The sequence below is a fragment of the Bacillus cereus group sp. BfR-BA-01310 genome (assembly GCF_022664325.1).
GTDB lineage: Bacteria > Bacillota > Bacilli > Bacillales > Bacillaceae_G > Bacillus_A > Bacillus_A paramycoides.
In genome coordinates this window covers 110,408-128,526 of record NZ_JAKUHD010000001.1, presented here as the reverse complement: position 1 = coordinate 128,526, position 18,119 = coordinate 110,408, and the positions used below count along the sequence as shown (strand labels likewise).

Here is an 18,119-nt window from a genome sequence, read left to right as displayed (position 1 = left end):
TAAAATAAAAAAGGGAGAATCCCATGAAACGAAATACGTACATCGATTTTCTAGCTTATTACGGAATAGGGAGTGCACATCCTGGTGGCTTTACGTTAACGAAACAATTGCTATCTCAATTGCTACTTAGACAGGGAGCGAATGTTCTTGAGATAGGTTGCGGCACGGGGAAAACAGCGGCGTATATGACAAAAGCATTTGGTTATAAAGTAACAGCAGTTGAAAAGAATGAAATTATGATTCAAAAAGCGAAAGATAGATGGTTGTTTGAAGGTTTAGATATACAATTAATTCAAGGAGATGTAGAAAGATTGCCTTGTTTAAATGATTCATTTGAGCTTATACTCGGAGAATCTATACTCGCTTTTACGAATAAAGAAAAGGTTATTCCGGAATGTTATCGTGTATTGCAGCAGGATGGAAAGCTTGTTGTGATTGAAATGATTATCGAAAGCCATATTGGGAAAAATGAGGAAGAAAAAATCGTACAATTATATGGAATGAAAGAATTATTAACTGAGGATGAGTGGATTCATTTATTTAAAGCAGCAAATTTTAAAAAAATTACAATTGCGGGTGGCGGTACCATTGCAGAAACAGTTGCAGGACATATGGAAGAGCCGGAGTGGAATGTATCACCGTTTATTCCAGAAGAATTGTATGAGGCGTGGGTGCAACACGAACAAGTACTGCTTATGTATCAACATATTTTAGGACATCGTATTTTTATATGTGAAAAATAGAAAAAAGAGTTGGCTAAAGATAGTCAACTCTTTACTATGTTAGATGAAAAATAATGCAGCCAAAGTAATTCCTAAAATAAAACCAAATCCAAGTTCAACGCCCCAGCCGCCGCCCCAGCCACAACCACCACCGCCGCAACCACCGCTGAAACCATCGCCGCCCCAGCTACCGCCAAATCCGAAGCCGCAGCTGTCACATCTACTAAGACCGCCACAAATATCACAACCACCGTCTGGATATGCGTCATTGTATCCAAATCCTGTATCAAAAGATGACCGTCTTTGTACCGGCTCGATCCAAACAGAATCATTTGTCACGTCTATTATTTTTCCTAAATGGATACGACCATCAAGATCTTCAATTCGAACCATTTTACCGAAATAACGTTGGCATGTATCATAACATTTTTGTCTATGCATGTTCTTTCCTCCTTCGCATTACAGTAATACGATATGTAGGGGGGACAAGTGCGGCTTGTATGAATGACCTACCTATTATAATTGTTATAGAAAAGGGGAAATATATGAACAGCATATATAGTGAGGAGGAAATGAAATGAAATCTACAGATCAATTTCAGACGTACGAAGTTCCTTGGGAAGAATTTATAGAAGCATTGCGAAGTGAAATGAAGAAACAAGTAGGGGCGGATATTATAGATACAGTAGTTAGTAATTTGGAAGATGGTTTTGAGGTATATACATATGTGCAGGGTGATTTGGATTTTGAATATAAGGAAGCACTTGAAAGAAAATATGGAAGCGATGCGAAGATACCTAATTTGTTAACGGTTATGCTGTTAGCTAGCATTTATAATGCGGGTGAAGAGAATATACGTTTACATGCAGATCAGAAGGAAAATCCGATTGTTGAAGTATATGTGAAGAAATAAAGAGCGCGCTAGCAGTAGCGTGCTCTTTATTTTTTGTATTGAGTAGAAAATCAAACCTTTATGGTGGAATTTATAAGGGGAAAAGTATGAAAGCTATGTGTTATTTCGGATATATAATAAGGAAAAAACTCGAAATATAAAATGGGATATTTCAACTTTTCTTACATAATGTTATTGTTGTGAACTGTTGTCCTAAAATACAAGTCATATATCTTGTTTCCTCTCATAAATTTAAACATAGGAATTTGTCTACAAAGGTGGCGAAGCCTCATCATGAAAATTCGAATTTGTGCCACATTCATGATTTTTCTATTTATATGGTTACATCCTTTTTGGACTTTTGCAAAAGGAGAGGAGGCAAAGGAAAGGGTCGTTTCACTTGTATATGATGATTCGGGCAGCATGAGAAATAACGATCGCTGGAAGTATGCCAATTATGCTTTGCAAAGTTTAGTTGCACTATTAGACGAGAAAGATAAATTTTCTTACGTTCCAATGAGCCGACCGAACGATCCGCTAAATATTGCTTTAACAAAGGATAAAAGGCAAACAGAAATTGATGGAATTGGAGCGTGGAAAACGTATTTAAATACTCCGTTTAGCGCAGTAGAAACGGCAATGCAATCAATAAAAAAGGAAGCGGATATAGATGGGAAACGTGAATTTTGGCTTATTGTATTAACTGACGGGGCATTTAATGATTTAGAAAAAGATAAGGTTGGCGGAAAAGAACAAATTACACAGAAGTTAGCACAGTTTAGGAAAGAAATGGACTTAAAAAAGATTTCTTTACATCCAGTCTTAATAACGATGGAAGAAGATTTAGGACAGCAAGAAAAAGAGCAGCTAAATACTTTTAAAGAAATATGGAAGAAAGAGATAAATGGTGTTACGATGCCATCTAGTGGAGAGGATGGTATTGTAAAAAGTGTGAATCAAGTGGCAGCATTAGTTGCAAATCGCGATCCATTTTCTTCTGTTGAATCGATTGTGAAAACGAAAATATCCGGAAAAAAAGTGGAGATTACAACGCCGTTTCCATTAAAGCGTATGACACTTGTACGACAATCGCCTTCTTTGTCTAACTATCAAGTTGTGCAAATCTCTAAACCGTTACAGCTACAATCTTCTTTTTCCATACATGCGCCAGGAGAAGCTAAATTATTCGGAAATATAGTGCATGTAAGTACGGCGAATCAGGAAGTGATTAAGCCAGGGACATATACGATAGAAGTGGATCAAGACATTGAGAAAGAAGGGTTACAAGTACTTGTTGAACCGGCACTTAATTATACTGTTTCTACGTATGACAAAGATGATAAAGATAGAAAAACTGTTGAGAAAATGTACGAAGGTGTAACGGCAGTTATTGAAGCAAAGCCTACTGAGCTACCAATTCAGTCTTCTTATTTTGAAGCAGAAGTAGAAATAGACGGGAAGCAGTATCCGATGAAGTGGGACGATAAAAGGCATGTATTTTATTACGAAATAAAAGTTGGAAAAGAGTTAGTACGCGGGAAAGTTCATATGAATATAAAGGGATTTTATAGGCAGACGAAAGAATTCAAAATTGATACAGCTGAAAAACAGAAATTATCACTTCAAACTGTTACGAAAGATTATGAAGAAAAAGTAACAAATTTAGAAAATAGTAAACCATTTATTTTACAGCCCCAGTTAGATGATAAACCGATGACAGAAGAGGCTGTAAAGAAACTATTAAAATCTACTGGTGTCACATCTAATCAATCGATCAACTACGAATTAAAACAGCATGGTAATCAAATTTACGTTTATCCTCGTCCCTATTACTCCGACACATTCAATTTTACAGATACAGGCACCGTAGAAGCTACCATCACGATCAATGATTCAAAATTACAAGAAGTAAAAGAAAAGATTTCACTTCACATTGAAAATGCGCCGTTTTTTGAGAAGTATGCGCTCATTTTTAAATGTGTAATTCCGATCACGTTATTACTTTTCATAGTAGGAATTATGATTTTAGGATGGATTGTTCGTCCGAGGTTTCACCGGAAAGCATTATTATATTACGAATGGGATCAAGAAGTGGCGAAAGATTGGCTTTACCAATCTGAACCTGAGTTACTTAGAAATAAATGGTGGAAACACTATTTTGGCATTCCATTTCGAGCAGAAAGAAAGACTGTGCAATCTGTAACATTAATAGCGAAAAAAGGATCGAAATCTATATTTGTAGCGAAAGAATCGCAAGTAGTTGGGATGATTATTGACGGGATGTTTATTACAGAGGAAGAAGTGGGAATGGAGCATAAAACATTGTATCCAAATGAAATTTTAATAATTGATAGAGGATATGGTAAGGAGATTTACCGGTATGAATGTGAATAGTAGATGGGGTATAAGAGGGGCGGTGGAGGCTCGGCTCTCTTAATCCTTCTATTCAAACAAGCACGAATAGGAAGGTGGTTCACATGACATTACAAGTTCCAACAATTTTAATTGGCTTAGGTGGAATCGGTAGTACTGTCACACACCAAATATATGAAAAGTTACCTGAGGAGCGTCGTAAAAAGGTAGCGATGCATGTATTTGATACAGATGTGAATACATTGAGTAAATTTGATCATATTCGGAAGTTTAAGACGCAAACGAGTTCGAGTAAAACACCGAGAGAGTATATTGCGGGAGATCCAACGATTCCGGAATGGTTCCCGATGGACCCGACTATACTTGATAAACCGTTAACAGAAGGAGCAGGACAGTTACGGGTTATCTCTCGGTTAGCGCTACGTGCAGCGATGAAAGAAGATAAGCTGACATCTTTTTGGCAAGAAATTGAGAAGATTTTTCCGGTGACAAGCGATCAGACGGAATATGGTGTGCGAGTTATTATTGTAACGTCACTAGCTGGTGGAACAGGTTCAGGGATGTTTTTACAAATCGCATTATATTTACGTGAAATGCTTCGGAAAAAATTGCAGCATCATAACATTTTAATACGTGGTGCATTTTTAATGCCAGATGTTTTAGTTAAGACGAGAACGGTTAGTGCGAAAGAATTTGAAACTGTGCAAGCGAACGGCTATGCATCTTTAAAAGAGCTGCACGCTATTACGCTCGGGTCTACTGGGGAATTATCAAAACGCGGCGGTGTAACGATTGAATTAGAATATCGTCCTGATCAAGTGGATGAAGATGGGAGAACGAATCATACGATTAAGCAGCATCATTTACCGTATAATTATTGTTTCTTATATGATTATGAAAATTTACATGGGCACCATTTGCATAATTTATCGGATTATATGGAGCAAATGGCAAACACGATTTATTTACAGTTATTTAGTCCGATGTCCACAAATCATTTTGCACAAGAAGATAATCAAATCCAGCAATTAGCAGAATCAAGTGGGAAAGGTAGATATTGCGGAGCAGGAACGGCAAAACTTATTTATCCGTATGAGCATGTTTTGAAATATTGTGCATTAAAATGGGCGGTGCAAGGTTTAGATGAATCGTGGCTGCATTTAGATCAACTGTTTCAAGAGAAGAAGCAAAGATACGATCAAGATGTAAAACGTGGTATGCAGCGCGAAAAGCCGGAGCGTGGTAAAAGTTATTTAGAAGATTTAGAACATCTTGCTACTCGTCCAGAACAAGCTCATATTTTTTATAGACAAATGTACAATGAAACGCGTGAAGGGGCAGAGGGCGGAAAGCTCGGTGTTGCAAAATCAAAATTGTTTTTAGATGCTGTAGAGAGTTATGTACACCGTACAGTGCAAAAAGATGAGGAATTAAACCGCCTGCAGCATGAGTGCAAAATATCGGCTGCGAAGCTTAAAATGATGGAACAAATGAAGGGCGAAGTAGCGAGAGTTGATCATGCGGTTCGTTTATATGCTTATGCGATTCCGAGCCGTGTACATGAGCATGTTACTACCCTTCTATATGACATGATCGAATCAGACCGCTTTACACCAAGTGGCTCAGAGGGACAGTCTTACCAATTAAATACATGGTTTTTAAAGAAAACGGATCCTGTTCATCCAGTAGCAGCACGTTTCATGCTGTATGAAATTCGTAAGCAGTTAGTAGAGAAGATGAATCGACTACATGAAAATAATGAACAAAAGCGTAATTTAATTCAAAACTACGATAAGAAATTTAATGTGAGTAATATTGATGGAACTGTAACGGCTGTTCGCCGCGTTGAAATTGCCCAGCAACAAGGTTGGTTTGGGAAAACGTTTTATAATCAGCAGCGTTTGTTCAAAAAAGAATTTGAAGATATCGTAACGCAATATGTACACAAATTAAGTGAGTATCGCAAAGAAATGTTGTTAGAACTCGTGTACCAATCGCTATATCAGGCGGTTGATAAAATGATTCAATATTGGGAAAGATTCTTTGATAATTTACAAGAAACACGTGAAAATTTATTGTTTGAAATTCAAAAGCGAAGTAAAGAATTTGAAGGGAAAACGAATCCGACGAATGTATATGTGTTAGCTGAAGAGAAATTGCAAGAAAAGATTTGGCAAGATATGCAGCAACATTTAAATTTAGGTGTATTACCGAAAGATATATCATCAGAAATTTATATGAGTTTGTACGGGGAATATTGTCGTGATGCAAAAACTGAAGAAATTCAGTCGAAAAAGGTTGAAGACTTCTATCGTGAACATATATTGAGTTATTGTTATGACGAACTTCAAGTGCGCTATCGTGACAAATTAGAGCTTAATATCGTTGAAGCATTGCGAAAAGAAGCAGATTTCAAGAAACGTGATCGTGATGAATACGTTCGTGAAAAAATTGAAGATCTTTTCCATTTAGCAAGTCCGTTCGTTCCGAAAGTTTCTCATCATAGAGAGTTACAATATTGGGGCGTACACCCTTCTTTAAAACAAGAATTGCAAGAAGAGTTATTGCAAGAAATGTTTAAAGAAAAAGATACGGTAAACGAGGCATTTTCACCATTTGAAGTGATTTGTTATCGTGCCCATTACGGATTATCGTTACAAGATTTTCCTAAGCTTTCATCTGGGCATATTGCAAATGGTTTTATGAATGATAAAGGTGACTACTTTCAATCGTATTATCGCCGTGTGAACAAATTAAATAGTAAAAAGTCTAGTTTGACGCCGCATTTAGATAAGTATTGGCACTTACCAGCATTTATGCCAGACTTGAATGCAACACAAACGAAGTTAGACTACGATAAGTGTAATCGTGCTCTTCTATACGCGTATATGTATCGTTGGATTAGTTTAGTTGCTGTTGATGGACAGTTCGTGTATCAATATAACGGTGTCGGGCGTAGCTTTTTAATCCAGTCGATGGGGAAAAATATATCAAGCGAAAGTTATAAATTGCACAGAGCATTGCTCCATAATCCGTTTATTTATGAAAACATCTTGTCACGATTTGAAGAAGAACAAGAAAAAGCTATGATACAAGGTGGACATTTATATACACATGCATTTGTATTAGGCGCCCAAGATATAAGATGGCTTCGTAAAGAGCACGCCCATAATATTTTAGATATGATTTTAATGTATGACCGTGAGGCAAAATATGACCCGACGCTAGAAGAAACATCCGACGAGTTGTTAAGGCTATTCCTTGATGAAATTGAGCTGTATTTCCAAAATTATTACGGAACGGGTGCAGATATGGTTGCGAAGAAAGAGAAAGAGATGTTTATTAAACAATTGTGGGATCGTTCGTATGCGAAAGGGTATGTGGATCCAAATAGTGCACCTTATAAAAAATGGCAAAATTTATTACACGTTCACGATGAAGAAGTGCCAAAAACGAATGTATAATGAATGAAAAGGGAATCCTTAAGAATGGCAATACAACTTTAGAAAAGAGGGATTCCGATGCCGTTTTTAGGAAGTGTATATCAAATATTTGGATTATATCCAGAAATTTATTATGGAATGATTTCAGCAGAGATGCAAGAAGAAGCTCAAAAGGAACACATCGAAAATAATAATGCAGAAAATAAAGTGGAAGAATGAAAAGTGCAGATGAAAATCTGCGCTTTTTTATTTTTTTTAGTGAAAATACTGTGTGTAATGCGTGGGAAAGTTGATCAGTCTATAAATCTAGGTGATTATTTCAATATAACGAATTATCTGGTTTAATTGTAGTTGTATGCAATATCTACATTAAATTTGATGTATAAAAATCAATTCTCAAATAATATAAAGTGTGTAAAAATGGAAAATAACAATGTTTATAAATTGTATTTTATATTTCGAGATATCATTACATTTATAATTATTCAATTTAAGTGAATTAATTATATTGTTGACAATATAATTAATCGTGTGATAAATTCAATCAATCTTCTAAAAACATGCCTGTTAACAAGCGCGTTTTTAGAAGATTGATTTTTCTGATTTTAAAGCGTGTAATTTGTGGAGTTTATATAGGGAGTGATAGTAAAGCATGAATATTATTAATGTGTAATAGCAACAGTAATAAAGAGTGTAATGAGTAAGGGATAATTTTGAAAAAGAGGTTTCTACGAATGAGTTTATTAATAAAGAAAGCAATGGATGAAGAAAAGAAAAAAGTATTGAATCAAACTTTAGGAGCAATTGACCTAACTCTTTTAGGAATTGGAGCAATTATCGGTACAGGAATTTTCGTTTTAACAGGTATTGTAGCAGCGAAACATGCTGGTCCAGCAATTGTATTATCTTTTATGTTAGCTGCAATTGTATGTGCATGTGTAGCCTTTTGTTATGCTGAATTTGCATCTACAGTCCCAGTCTCAGGAAGTGTGTATTCGTATACGTATATGACATTAGGTGAGATTTTTGCTTTTATAGTTGGCTGGTGTGTAATGCTAGAGTACTTATTAGCTACTTCTGCAGTGGCGGCGGGATGGTCAGCCTATTTCCAATCATTGCTACTAGGGTTTAATATTCATATTCCGGCAATCGTTGCTTCAGCACCAGGGATGGGGAATGGCGGAATTATTGACTTGCCAGCGGTTATTATTATTTTAGTTGTTACATTTTTGTTAAGTCGTGGTGTGAAAGAAAGTGCACGTATAAATAATATAATGGTTATTATTAAACTGGCTGTTATTTTAGTATTTATTATTGTAGGAGCGAAATATGTAAAGCCAGAGAATTGGCAGCCGTTTCTTCCTTTTGGATATCATGGTGTTATTGGAGGGGCCGCTACTGTATTTTTTGCCTTTTTAGGTTTCGATGCAGTTGCAACAGCAGCAGAGGAAGTGAAACGCCCACAACGAAACGTTCCAATTGGATTACTTGTCTCTTTATGTATTTGTACAATTCTTTATGTTGGTGTTTCATTCGTGTTAACTGGAATGGTTCCGTTTACGGATCTGAATGTAGCTGATCCAGTTGCATATGCTTTGCGTATTGTGGGAGAGGATAGAATTGCTGGTCTATTATCAGTTGGAGCGATAGCTGGTTTAACGACAGTGTTGTTAGTTGCTATGTTTGCATTTGTTCGAGTATCTTACTCGATGAGCCGAGATGGCTTGCTACCAAAAAGATTTTCAAGCGTTCATAAACGTTTTCAAACACCATTTTTTAATACATGGATTACGGGTATTCTTGCGGCTTTATTAGCAGGTTTATTGGACTTGAATTTGTTGGCAAATTTAGTGAATGTGGGAACGATAACAGCGTTTATATTTGTATCTATAGCTGTAATTGTATTAAGGAAGACACATCCTAATCTGAAAAGACCGTTCCGTGCTCCTTTCGTTCCATTCTTACCTATACTTGCGATAGTAAGTTGTTTATATTTAGCATTAAATCTCTCTAAAACCACTTTAATCAGTTTTGCAATTTGGGTTATTGTAGGTATTTTTATCTATTTTATATACGCAAAAAAACATAGTCATATTAGAAATAAAGTGTAAGCATTAAAATTATGGTTGTAGGTTAAAAAAGGTTTATTTTTAACCTATAGCCATTTTTTAATTGTGTGCACCTTATTTTCGTGTTAACATAAAGCGAATTTTTTTAGGGAGAGAAAGAAATGAAATGGATTTATTTTATTATTATCAACGTTATAGCATTTAGTATGATGGGGCTTGATAAGCGAAAAGCAAAGAAGAAACAGTGGAGAACGCCAGAAAGTACGTTATTTTTATCAGCTGCAGCTGGAGGAGCGGTTGGAGCTTGGATTGGTATGTATACGTTTCATCATAAGACACATAAAAGCAAATTTGTCTTCGGTATTCCAGTGCTCGTTATTGTAACAGTTGGCATGTTTTTATACATATAAGGGATTGGCAAGAGGAATGTCGAAAGAAATGCAGATTGGATATTGGTAAAGTAAGCATGTAAGACCTTATAATGAAGAAAAAAAGAGAAGAGGAGAACAAGGAAGATGGGGAGTCAAACAGCACAACAAAAGCAGGGGATTATATATGCTGCGGGTGCGTATACGATGTGGGGAGTCCTTCCGATTTATTGGAAATGGGTGGAGGAAGTTCCGGCAGACGAAATTTTAGCGCACCGCATTGTTTGGGCATTTGTTTTTATGTTGTTAGTTTTAGGAGTAACGAAGAGGTTTCGTCAGTTTGGTGGGGAGTTAGTGACCCTTTTTAAACGACCTAAATTATTAATGTCATTAACAATTGCTTCGGTACTCATTAGTGGAAACTGGTTTGTATACATATGGGCCGTAAATCATAACCATGTAATAGAAGCAAGTCTTGGTTATTATATTAATCCACTTATAAGTATTTTACTTGGTACAGTTGTTTTAAAAGAGAAGCTTAATTTTTGGCAATATGTTGCGGTTGGTTTAGCCGGAGTAGGCGTTGTTATTTTAACAGTACGTTTCGGATCTATTCCATGGGTTTCTCTTTCACTTGCTTTTTCATTTGGACTATATGGATTAACAAAAAAATTATTAAATTACGACGCGACAATTGGGCTTACGATGGAAACGATGATAGTGACGCCATTTGCGCTTATCTATTTGTTTATGACAGGAGTGCATGGCTTTGGCTCGTTCGGTTCCATTTCGGCTACATCAACGTTTCTTTTAATAGGAGCAGGTATTGTCACAGCATTACCACTCTTTTATTTCGCTAAAGGGGCACAGCTTATTCCGCTCTATTTGATAGGGTTTTTACAATATATTGCACCGACTATTAGTTTAATTTTAGGTGTATTCGTTTTTGGTGAACATTTCACATCTACTCATATGATCGCATTTTTCTGTATATGGGTTGCTTTATTTGTCTTTTCGATAGCGAAAACAAAGTTTTTACTACAGAAACAACCGAAATTTATTAAAAATAAATCAGCAAAAGTATCATAATGCGTAGTATTTTCTACGCATTTTTCTTTATAATTATAATTATATAGAAGTCCATTATAGTCAGTGAGGAGCTGAAAAACATGGAAACAATTTTACATAATGATCCGCTTATGGCAGCTATAATTTCGTGGTTTTTAGCGCAGTTAACGAAAGTTGTTTTTAAATTAGTAAAAACCGGCGAGTTTGATTTTGCAAAGTTTTTCGCTTCAGGTGGAATGCCAAGTTCACATGCCTCGACTGTTACGGCACTTGCTACAGGTGTCGGAGTTGTAGAAGGAGTGGAAAGTTCAATATTTGCGGTTGCCGCTATTTTTGCCATTATTGTTATGTATGATGCTTCAGGAGTAAGACTTGCGGTAAGTAAGCAAGCAAAAATATTGAATGATTTTTTTCACGGCAGGCAAACAGATTATAAAAAGTTAAATGAGCTCGTTGGACATACACCGTATCAAGTTGTTGTCGGAGCGCTATTAGGAATTGTTGTCGGGGTTGGATATTGTTTGTAAGCAGAATGTGTACTACACACATTCTGCTTTTCTTTATTTTCATACATAATTAGCTGGCTTTTCGAATATCGTATACGGACTTAGAAAGGGTGGGTGAATAGAGTGCTACTATATGACAAAGTGCGTGACGAAATTGAGCGGAGAACGACTGCACTTCAAACGATGCAAAGACAAGATGGAACGTGGAGATTTTGTTTTGAAGGGGCTCCGTTAACGGATTGTCATATGATTTTTTTACTTAAATTGTTAGGGCGAGATGATGAAATAGAACCATTCGTGAAAAGGTTAGCATCTTTCCAAACAAATGAAGGAACATGGAAATTATATGAAGATGAGCCTGGAGGGAATTTATCCGCAACGATTCAAGCATATGTTGCTTTACTTGCTTCAAGAAAGTATTCAAAAGAAGATGTGAATATGAGGCGAGCTGAAATGTTTATTAAGGAACGCGGTGGAGTTTCTCGTGCTCATTTTATGACGAAATTTTTATTAGCGATTCACGGGGAATATGATTATCCTGCTCTTTTTCACTTCCCAACGCCGATCTTATTTTTACAAGATGACTCCCCCCTCAGTATATTTGAGCTAAGCAGCTCAGCACGGATACATTTAATTCCGATGATGATTTGTATGAATAAGAGATTTCGTATAGAGAAAAAGTTATTGCCAAATTTAAATCATATTGCTGGCGGGGGTGGACAATGGTTTCGCGAGGAGCGGTCTCCGCTGTTTCAATCGTTTTTAGGTGATGTGAAAAAGGTAATATCATATCCGCTTTCTTTACACCATAAAGGATATGAAGAAGTAGAGCGCTTTATGAAAGAACGTATTGATGAAAATGGAACTTTGTATAGTTACGCGAGTGCTACGTTTTATATGATTTATGCTTTGCTTGCATTAGGACACTCTATTCAGTCTCCTGTTATTGAGAAGGCTGTAACAGGATTGAAGTCTTATGCATGTAAGATGGAAAGGGGGAGTCATTTGCAAAATTCTCCTTCTACCGTATGGGATACCGCTTTACTCAGCTATTCATTACAAGAGGCCAATGTTACAAATGAAAATAAGATGATTCAAAGGGCGACAGAGTATTTATTGCAAAGACAGCATAGTAAAAAAGTAGATTGGAGCGTACATGCACCTTCACTCGTAGCTGGCGGTTGGGGATTTTCAGATGTTAATACGACGATTCCTGATGTAGACGATACAACAGCTGCTCTTAGAGCATTAGCACGAAGTAGAGGGAATGGTAAAGTAGGTAGTGCGTGGGGAAGAGGCGTAGAATGGGTAAAAGGATTACAAAACAGTGATGGAGGCTGGGGAGCTTTTGAACGAGGGGTAACGAGCCGTATATTAGCAAATTTGCCGATTGAAAACGCGAGTGATATGATAACAGATCCGTCTACACCAGATATTACAGGTAGGGTGTTAGAATTTTTCGGCACATACGCGCCGAATGAATTGCCAGAGGAGCAAAAAAAGAAAGCTGTAAAATGGCTAATGGATGTACAGGAACAGAATGGATCCTGGTTTGGGAAATGGGGGATATGCTATATATATGGTACATGGGCAGCGATGACAGGCTTACGTGCATTAGGAATTTCTTCGACTCATGCGTCATTAAAAAAAGCAGCATCATGGCTCGAGCATGTACAGCATGCAGACGGAGGTTGGGGAGAATCATGTCAAAGTAGTGTAGATAAAAGATTTATTTCTTTGCCCTTTAGTACGTCGTCACAAACGGCCTGGGCACTTGATGCGCTCATTTCTTACAATGATAAAGAAACACCGATTATTCGAAAAGGAATTTCATATTTGCTCACGAAGCCTACTATGAATGAAAAATATCCTACTGGTACAGGGTTACCGGGGGGATTTTATATTCGTTATCATAGTTACGGACACATATACCCGTTGCTTGCTTTAGCACATTATATAAAAAAATATAAAAAATAAACCGAGAGTAGCCTCGGTTTATTTTTGGGGTAGTAGGTCCCTTTTGAAAAGAATAAGGAACATTGTAGTGCCTTATTTTTCAGTTGACTGGCGTTTTTGACGTGCATCAGCGGCATCTGCACGTGCGTTTGCTTCTAAGTCATTGTGGTCAGCGAGTTCACGAGAAAACTCAACATCAATGCCATCAGTAGCTTTGTTTTGATCTACATTCTTTTTTTTCATTTGACACAATCTCCTTGTGTTTTATGCGGCGTTGCAAAGTTAGTTTGACACAAATAGACTTTTTTATACAAAGAGGATTTGGAAAGCAAAGAGCCGAAATATACAGTATAACGAATAGAAATGGGGGATAGGGATGGACTTTTTAAATGGGAAAACAGCCGTTGTAACAGGTGCTGCGCAGGGGATTGGAAAAGAAATCGCAAGAGTTTATGCGAAGCTAGGGGCTAAAGTATTAATTAGTGATGTAAATGAAGAGAAGCTACAAGAAACGACACGTGAGTTATCGGATGAAGGATATGAAGTGAGCTTATATCGATGTGATGTGAGTAATCAAAGTGAAGCGAAATCATTAATTGAGTATGCGGTTCAAAAATTTGGTTCATTACATATTTTAGTAAATAACGCCGGAATTACAAAAGATGCAATGTTACATAAGATGGAGAAGTCTGCTTGGGAACAAGTATTACAAGTTAATTTAACTGGCGTTTTTTATTGTATGCAACCAGCACTTCTTTATATGAGACAACAACAGTATGGACGGATTATTAATATTTCTTCTATTAGTAGGGAAGGAAATATTGGGCAAGCAAATTATGCGGCTACAAAAGCAGGGGTAGTAGGTTTAACAAAAACAGCAGCGAAAGAGGTTGGAAGTTTTGGTATTACGTGTAATGCGATTTGTCCAGGATTTATGGATACAAATATGACCAAAACAATACCGGATAAAGTAAAAGAGAAAATGGTTGGAGCGATTCCGGTTGGAAGAATCGGAACACCGGAGGATATTGCAAACGCAGCTGCCTTTTTAGCATCGGAGTATGCGTCGTACATTACAGGAGAGGTATTACATGTTAGCGGCGGATTGCAAGTTTAAATGAAATACATAATGAAAAGAACCTGACTTATCCAGTCAGGTTCTTTCTCGTTAGTTTAAGTTGATCCAAACGCTCTTCACTTCTGTATAGTTGTTTAGCGCATAAGATCCCATTTCACGGCCAAGTCCAGATTGTTTAAAGCCACCAAACGGAGATGCTGCATCAAAGACGTTATAACAGTTTACCCATACTGTACCTGCACGAACTTTACTTGCGATATAATGTGCAGTTTTTACGTTTTCTGTCCATACGCCAGCCGCTAAACCGAATTGTGATTTGTTCGCACGTTCAATTACCTCGTCAATATCATTGAATGGTAATGCAGAAATAACTGGACCGAAAATTTCTTCTTTAGCGATTGTCATCTCATCATTTACGTCAGCAAATACTGTTGGAGAAACGAAATATCCTTGATCGAATGGCTTGTTTCCTCCGCAAAGTACTTCGGCACCTTCTTCAATTCCTTTTTCAATATAGCCCATTACGCGTTTTTGCTGTTCTTCAGAAACGAGAGGACCGATTGTAGTTTCTGGATTTAATCCAGCGCCTTGATTTAATTTTTTAGAATATAGAACGAGATCAGCCATGACATTATCGTACATTTTCTTCGGAATAAATAAGCGTGATCCAGCACAACACACTTGTCCTTGGTTAAACATAACACCAGAAAGTGCAGCTGGAATTGCTCGAGATAAGTCAGCGTCTGGTAAAATAATGTTTGGTGATTTACCACCAAGCTCTAATGTAACGCGTTTCAATGATTCAGATGCTTGTCTCATAATTTGTTTTCCGACTGGAGTGGAGCCTGTAAATGCAATTTTATCAACGAGTGGATGATTAACGAGAGCTTGTCCAGCTGTTTCCCCGAATCCAGGAACGATGTTGACAACGCCTTTTGGGAATCCAGCTTCTTCAAATAATTCAGCTAAGTATAGAGCGGATAGTGGAGTTTGTTCAGCAGGTTTTAGGACGATTGTACATCCTGTTGCAAGAGCGGCTCCCATTTTCCACATTGCCATAAGAAGTGGGAAGTTCCATGGGATAATTTGGCCGACAACACCAACTGCTTCATGGCGTGTATAGTTAAAGTACTCACCGGAAACAGGGATTGTTTGCCCAACGATTTTTGTAGCCCAGCCAGCGTAATAACGCATATGTTCAATTGCAAGCGGGACGTCTGCTGTCATTGTTTCACGGATTGGTTTTCCGTTATCTAACGTTTCGAGCTGTGCAAGCTCTTCTTTATGTTCTTCCATTAAATCAGCAAGCTTGTACATAAGACGACTTCGTTCAGAGGCGCTCATACGTGACCAAGGACCTTCGTCGAAAGCCATTCGAGCTGCTACGACAGCTTTATGAATATCTTCGCGACCAGCTTCAGAAACGACAGCTAGAGTTTCACCGGTTGCTGGGTTAGGAGTTTTAAATGTTTTTCCGGAAGCGCTTTCGATAAACGCTCCGTTCACATATAGTTTCTTTGTACCTTGAAGAAATTTCTCTACCTTTTCATGAAGATTTACAGCTAGTTGACTCATTGTATAACCCCCTTGAAAATATAATGTAAACGCAGTACGAGACGGCGTTTATTCCGAAATCAAGGATGTGGGAACTAGATGAAAAGCCTCTACTTAAAATCATAAATAACAAATACAGAAAATTCAAATTTCATTTATGTTACAATTGTAAAAAATATGTAATGAAACATTGTATTCTATATAATTACAAAAAATCCTGCGCGTTTTTGTTTTCTAGTAGGAAAAACTAGAAGAACAATGGTACAATTATACCTCGTGAGAGGAGGGAGAAAATGAAGAATTATCATGATGATCCACGCTTTCGAATTGCCCATAGGGAAGCGTTAATTGGTATTGGACTAGCTATTATTAATTTTATAATATGGTATGGATTTGCTTATGGGCTTGGTAGTAAGGATCCGAGTGAATATACATATGTATTAGGTTTTCCAGCATGGTTTTTTTATAGCTGTATCGTTGGATTTATCGTAATAGTTATTTTGCTTATTTTAGTTGTTCGTTTTTTATTTCAAGATATTTCACTCGATGAGGAAGAAAAAAGTGAGGAATGATAGATGAATTGGTATGTAATAATTCCAATGATAATTTCTTTTATCGTTGTGTTTTTAATTGGTGTATTTGCATCAAGACGTGTACAAGCAACTGCTAATAATAAATTTTTGCAAGAATATTTTCTTGGTGGGCGTGAGCTTGGCGGCTTATTATTAGCTATGACGATGATAGCTACGTACGGTAGTGCAAGTAGCTTTATTGGTGGGCCTGGTATTGCTTACAATATGGGACTTGGATGGGTGTTATTATCGGCGATTCAAGTTGTAACAGGATATATCGTTTTAACGGTTATTGGTAAAAAGTTTGCTATTATCGCTAGGAAGATGGAGGCAATTACGCTTATTGATTATTTAAAGGGAAGATACAATAATAAGGCGGTAGTTGTTCTTTCAGCATTATGTATTATAATCTTTTTGTTTTCAGCAACAGTAGCTCAGTGGGTTGGTGGCGGACGATTAATTGAGTCACTAACAGGACTTTCCTATACAACGGCACTATTTTTATTTACATTTTCTGTACTTGTGTACGTGTTAATTGGTGGATTTCGTGCAGTCGCTTTATCAGATACATTATTAGGAATCATCATGTTAGTCGGAACAACAATCATTTTAATTGCTACTGTCATTGCTGGTGGCGGGGTTGAAAAGATAATGCATGAACTCGTTCAAATTAATCCAAAGCTAATAACACCATTCGGTGCGGACGGTAGTTTAACAAAAGCATATGTCACATCATTTTGGATTTTAATTGGAATTGGTGTCGTTGGATTACCACAAATTAGTGTGCGTGCTATGTCTTATAAAAATTCAAAAGCTATGCACCAGGCGCTAATCATTGGAACGGTTGTGGTTGGTACAATTATGATTGGTATGCATTTAACGGGTGTATTTGCACGAGTAGTACTTCCAGGTATAACGGTACCAGATAAAGTAATGCCGCTATTAGCGATGGAAGTGTTGCCACCTTGGTTAGCTGGAGTTTTCTTAGCTGCACCAATGGCAGCAATAATGTCTACTGTAAACTCATTATTATTACTTGTAAGTTCGTCAATTATTAAGGATATATATGTGAATTACATAAATAAAGAGGCAGCGGATAGTACGATAAAGAAAGGTAGTCTATGGATTACTGGTATCGTAGGATTACTCGTATACGCTGCAGCTATTAAGCCACCAGATTTTTTAATTTGGTTAAATTTATTTTCCTTCGGTGGTTTAGAAGCGGCGTTCATTTGGCCGATTGTGTTAGGTTTATATTGGAGAAAGGGAAATGCAACTGGAGCTCTCGCTTCTATTTTAGTTGGAGTAGGTTCCTATATGTTTATTCATCTTTGTTTCCCTAATCCATTTGGTATACATACAGTTGTTTTCCCGATTTGCTTTGCTTTTATTGCTTATATAATTGGTAGTATGGTTACGATGAAAAAAGTAGCGGGATAAAATTGAAAAAACGTAGGGACTTCTACTAGGAAGCTTCTACGTTTTTTGTATATAACAAAATTTTTCTTTTTCATTCTG

General features: G+C 37.0%; 16 protein-coding genes. 13 read left to right on the top strand and 3 right to left on the bottom strand.

Features of this window, described 5'->3' with window-relative positions:
- Positions 1–23 precede the first annotated feature (23 nt).
- The gene (locus tag MR109_RS00655; RefSeq protein ID WP_242270574.1) at positions 24–743 is read left to right on the top strand and encodes a class I SAM-dependent methyltransferase; all 720 of its coding nucleotides are present in this window, start codon (positions 24–26) and stop codon (positions 741–743) included.
- 39 nt (positions 744–782) lie between these two features.
- On the opposite strand, the gene MR109_RS00650 is transcribed toward MR109_RS00655, so the two are convergent.
- Positions 783–1,163, bottom strand: a complete 381-nt coding sequence (locus tag MR109_RS00650; protein WP_098305001.1) for a hypothetical protein — start codon at positions 1,161–1,163, stop codon at positions 783–785.
- Positions 1,164–1,299: 136 nt separating this feature from the next.
- Here MR109_RS00650 and MR109_RS00645 point away from each other — a divergent pair, with 136 nt between their 5' ends.
- The 9 genes from MR109_RS00645 to MR109_RS00605 all read left to right on the top strand — a co-directional run bounded on the left by MR109_RS00645 (position 1,300) and on the right by MR109_RS00605 (position 13,418).
- Positions 1,300–1,635: a hypothetical protein gene (locus MR109_RS00645; RefSeq protein WP_071718064.1), complete on the top strand. Its 336-nt coding sequence runs from the start codon at positions 1,300–1,302 to the stop codon at positions 1,633–1,635.
- Positions 1,636–1,908: 273 nt separating this feature from the next.
- Positions 1,909–4,008: a vWA domain-containing protein gene (locus MR109_RS00640; protein WP_242270573.1), complete on the top strand. Its 2,100-nt coding sequence runs from the start codon at positions 1,909–1,911 to the stop codon at positions 4,006–4,008.
- 83 nt (positions 4,009–4,091) lie between these two features.
- Positions 4,092–7,451: a tubulin-like doman-containing protein gene (locus MR109_RS00635; protein ID WP_242270571.1), complete on the top strand. Its 3,360-nt coding sequence runs from the start codon at positions 4,092–4,094 to the stop codon at positions 7,449–7,451.
- 57 nt (positions 7,452–7,508) lie between these two features.
- Positions 7,509–7,649, top strand: coding sequence for a hypothetical protein (locus MR109_RS00630; RefSeq protein ID WP_002172860.1), 141 nt, complete (start codon positions 7,509–7,511; stop codon positions 7,647–7,649).
- Between the two features lie 515 nt (positions 7,650–8,164).
- On the top strand, positions 8,165–9,541 hold the full coding sequence (locus MR109_RS00625; protein WP_242270568.1) for a branched-chain amino acid transporter BcaP: 1,377 nt from the start codon (positions 8,165–8,167) through the stop codon (positions 9,539–9,541).
- A 119-nt stretch (positions 9,542–9,660) separates the two neighbouring features.
- Positions 9,661–9,909: a DUF1294 domain-containing protein gene (locus MR109_RS00620; protein ID WP_242270564.1), complete on the top strand. Its 249-nt coding sequence runs from the start codon at positions 9,661–9,663 to the stop codon at positions 9,907–9,909.
- 105 nt (positions 9,910–10,014) lie between these two features.
- Positions 10,015–10,956, top strand: a complete 942-nt coding sequence (rarD, locus tag MR109_RS00615) for an EamA family transporter RarD (protein WP_242270555.1) — start codon at positions 10,015–10,017, stop codon at positions 10,954–10,956.
- A gap of 80 nt (positions 10,957–11,036) precedes the next feature.
- Positions 11,037–11,462, top strand: coding sequence for a divergent PAP2 family protein (locus MR109_RS00610; RefSeq protein ID WP_242270553.1), 426 nt, complete (start codon positions 11,037–11,039; stop codon positions 11,460–11,462).
- Between the two features lie 102 nt (positions 11,463–11,564).
- Positions 11,565–13,418, top strand: a complete 1,854-nt coding sequence (locus tag MR109_RS00605) for a terpene cyclase/mutase family protein (RefSeq protein WP_178939195.1) — start codon at positions 11,565–11,567, stop codon at positions 13,416–13,418.
- Positions 13,419–13,490: 72 nt separating this feature from the next.
- Here MR109_RS00605 and MR109_RS00600 read toward each other — a convergent pair whose 3' ends face one another.
- Positions 13,491–13,640: a YfhD family protein gene (locus tag MR109_RS00600; RefSeq protein WP_002172854.1), complete on the bottom strand. Its 150-nt coding sequence runs from the start codon at positions 13,638–13,640 to the stop codon at positions 13,491–13,493.
- Between the two features lie 133 nt (positions 13,641–13,773).
- Between MR109_RS00600 and fabG the strand changes: the two genes are divergently transcribed.
- A complete protein-coding gene (gene fabG / locus MR109_RS00595) occupies positions 13,774–14,514 on the top strand; it encodes a 3-oxoacyl-ACP reductase FabG (RefSeq protein ID WP_178939196.1) in 741 nt (246 codons plus the stop codon).
- Between the two features lie 51 nt (positions 14,515–14,565).
- Here the strand turns inward: fabG and dhaS are convergent, their stop codons facing one another.
- Positions 14,566–16,050: an aldehyde dehydrogenase DhaS gene (dhaS, locus tag MR109_RS00590; protein WP_048371327.1), complete on the bottom strand. Its 1,485-nt coding sequence runs from the start codon at positions 16,048–16,050 to the stop codon at positions 14,566–14,568.
- Between the two features lie 272 nt (positions 16,051–16,322).
- Here dhaS and MR109_RS00585 point away from each other — a divergent pair, with 272 nt between their 5' ends.
- Together MR109_RS00585 and panF are read left to right on the top strand one after the other, a co-directional pair.
- Complete coding sequence (locus MR109_RS00585) at positions 16,323–16,601, top strand: YhdT family protein (protein WP_242270551.1); 279 nt, start codon at positions 16,323–16,325, stop codon at positions 16,599–16,601.
- A gap of 3 nt (positions 16,602–16,604) precedes the next feature.
- A complete protein-coding gene (gene panF, locus MR109_RS00580; RefSeq protein WP_025148106.1) occupies positions 16,605–18,041 on the top strand; it encodes a sodium/pantothenate symporter in 1,437 nt (478 codons plus the stop codon).
- Positions 18,042–18,119 lie beyond the last annotated feature (78 nt).

What these genes read in the sequence shown, in the direction of transcription:
- MR109_RS00655 (WP_242270574.1), top strand. Translation starts at nt 24, where the DNA reads ATGAAACGAAATACGTACATCGATTTTCTAGCTTATTACGGAATAGGG.
- MR109_RS00650 (WP_098305001.1), bottom strand. Translation starts at nt 1,163, where the DNA reads ATGCATAGACAAAAATGTTATGATACATGCCAACGTTATTTCGGTAAA.
- MR109_RS00645 (WP_071718064.1), top strand. Translation starts at nt 1,300, where the DNA reads ATGAAATCTACAGATCAATTTCAGACGTACGAAGTTCCTTGGGAAGAA.
- MR109_RS00640 (WP_242270573.1), top strand. Translation starts at nt 1,909, where the DNA reads ATGAAAATTCGAATTTGTGCCACATTCATGATTTTTCTATTTATATGG.
- MR109_RS00635 (WP_242270571.1), top strand. Translation starts at nt 4,092, where the DNA reads ATGACATTACAAGTTCCAACAATTTTAATTGGCTTAGGTGGAATCGGT.
- MR109_RS00630 (WP_002172860.1), top strand. Translation starts at nt 7,509, where the DNA reads ATGCCGTTTTTAGGAAGTGTATATCAAATATTTGGATTATATCCAGAA.
- MR109_RS00625 (WP_242270568.1), top strand. Translation starts at nt 8,165, where the DNA reads ATGAGTTTATTAATAAAGAAAGCAATGGATGAAGAAAAGAAAAAAGTA.
- MR109_RS00620 (WP_242270564.1), top strand. Translation starts at nt 9,661, where the DNA reads ATGAAATGGATTTATTTTATTATTATCAACGTTATAGCATTTAGTATG.
- rarD (WP_242270555.1), top strand. Translation starts at nt 10,015, where the DNA reads ATGGGGAGTCAAACAGCACAACAAAAGCAGGGGATTATATATGCTGCG.
- MR109_RS00610 (WP_242270553.1), top strand. Translation starts at nt 11,037, where the DNA reads ATGGAAACAATTTTACATAATGATCCGCTTATGGCAGCTATAATTTCG.
- MR109_RS00600 (WP_002172854.1), bottom strand. Translation starts at nt 13,640, where the DNA reads ATGAAAAAAAAGAATGTAGATCAAAACAAAGCTACTGATGGCATTGAT.
- fabG (WP_178939196.1), top strand. Translation starts at nt 13,774, where the DNA reads ATGGACTTTTTAAATGGGAAAACAGCCGTTGTAACAGGTGCTGCGCAG.
- dhaS (WP_048371327.1), bottom strand. Translation starts at nt 16,050, where the DNA reads ATGAGTCAACTAGCTGTAAATCTTCATGAAAAGGTAGAGAAATTTCTT.
- MR109_RS00585 (WP_242270551.1), top strand. Translation starts at nt 16,323, where the DNA reads ATGAAGAATTATCATGATGATCCACGCTTTCGAATTGCCCATAGGGAA.
- panF (WP_025148106.1), top strand. Translation starts at nt 16,605, where the DNA reads ATGAATTGGTATGTAATAATTCCAATGATAATTTCTTTTATCGTTGTG.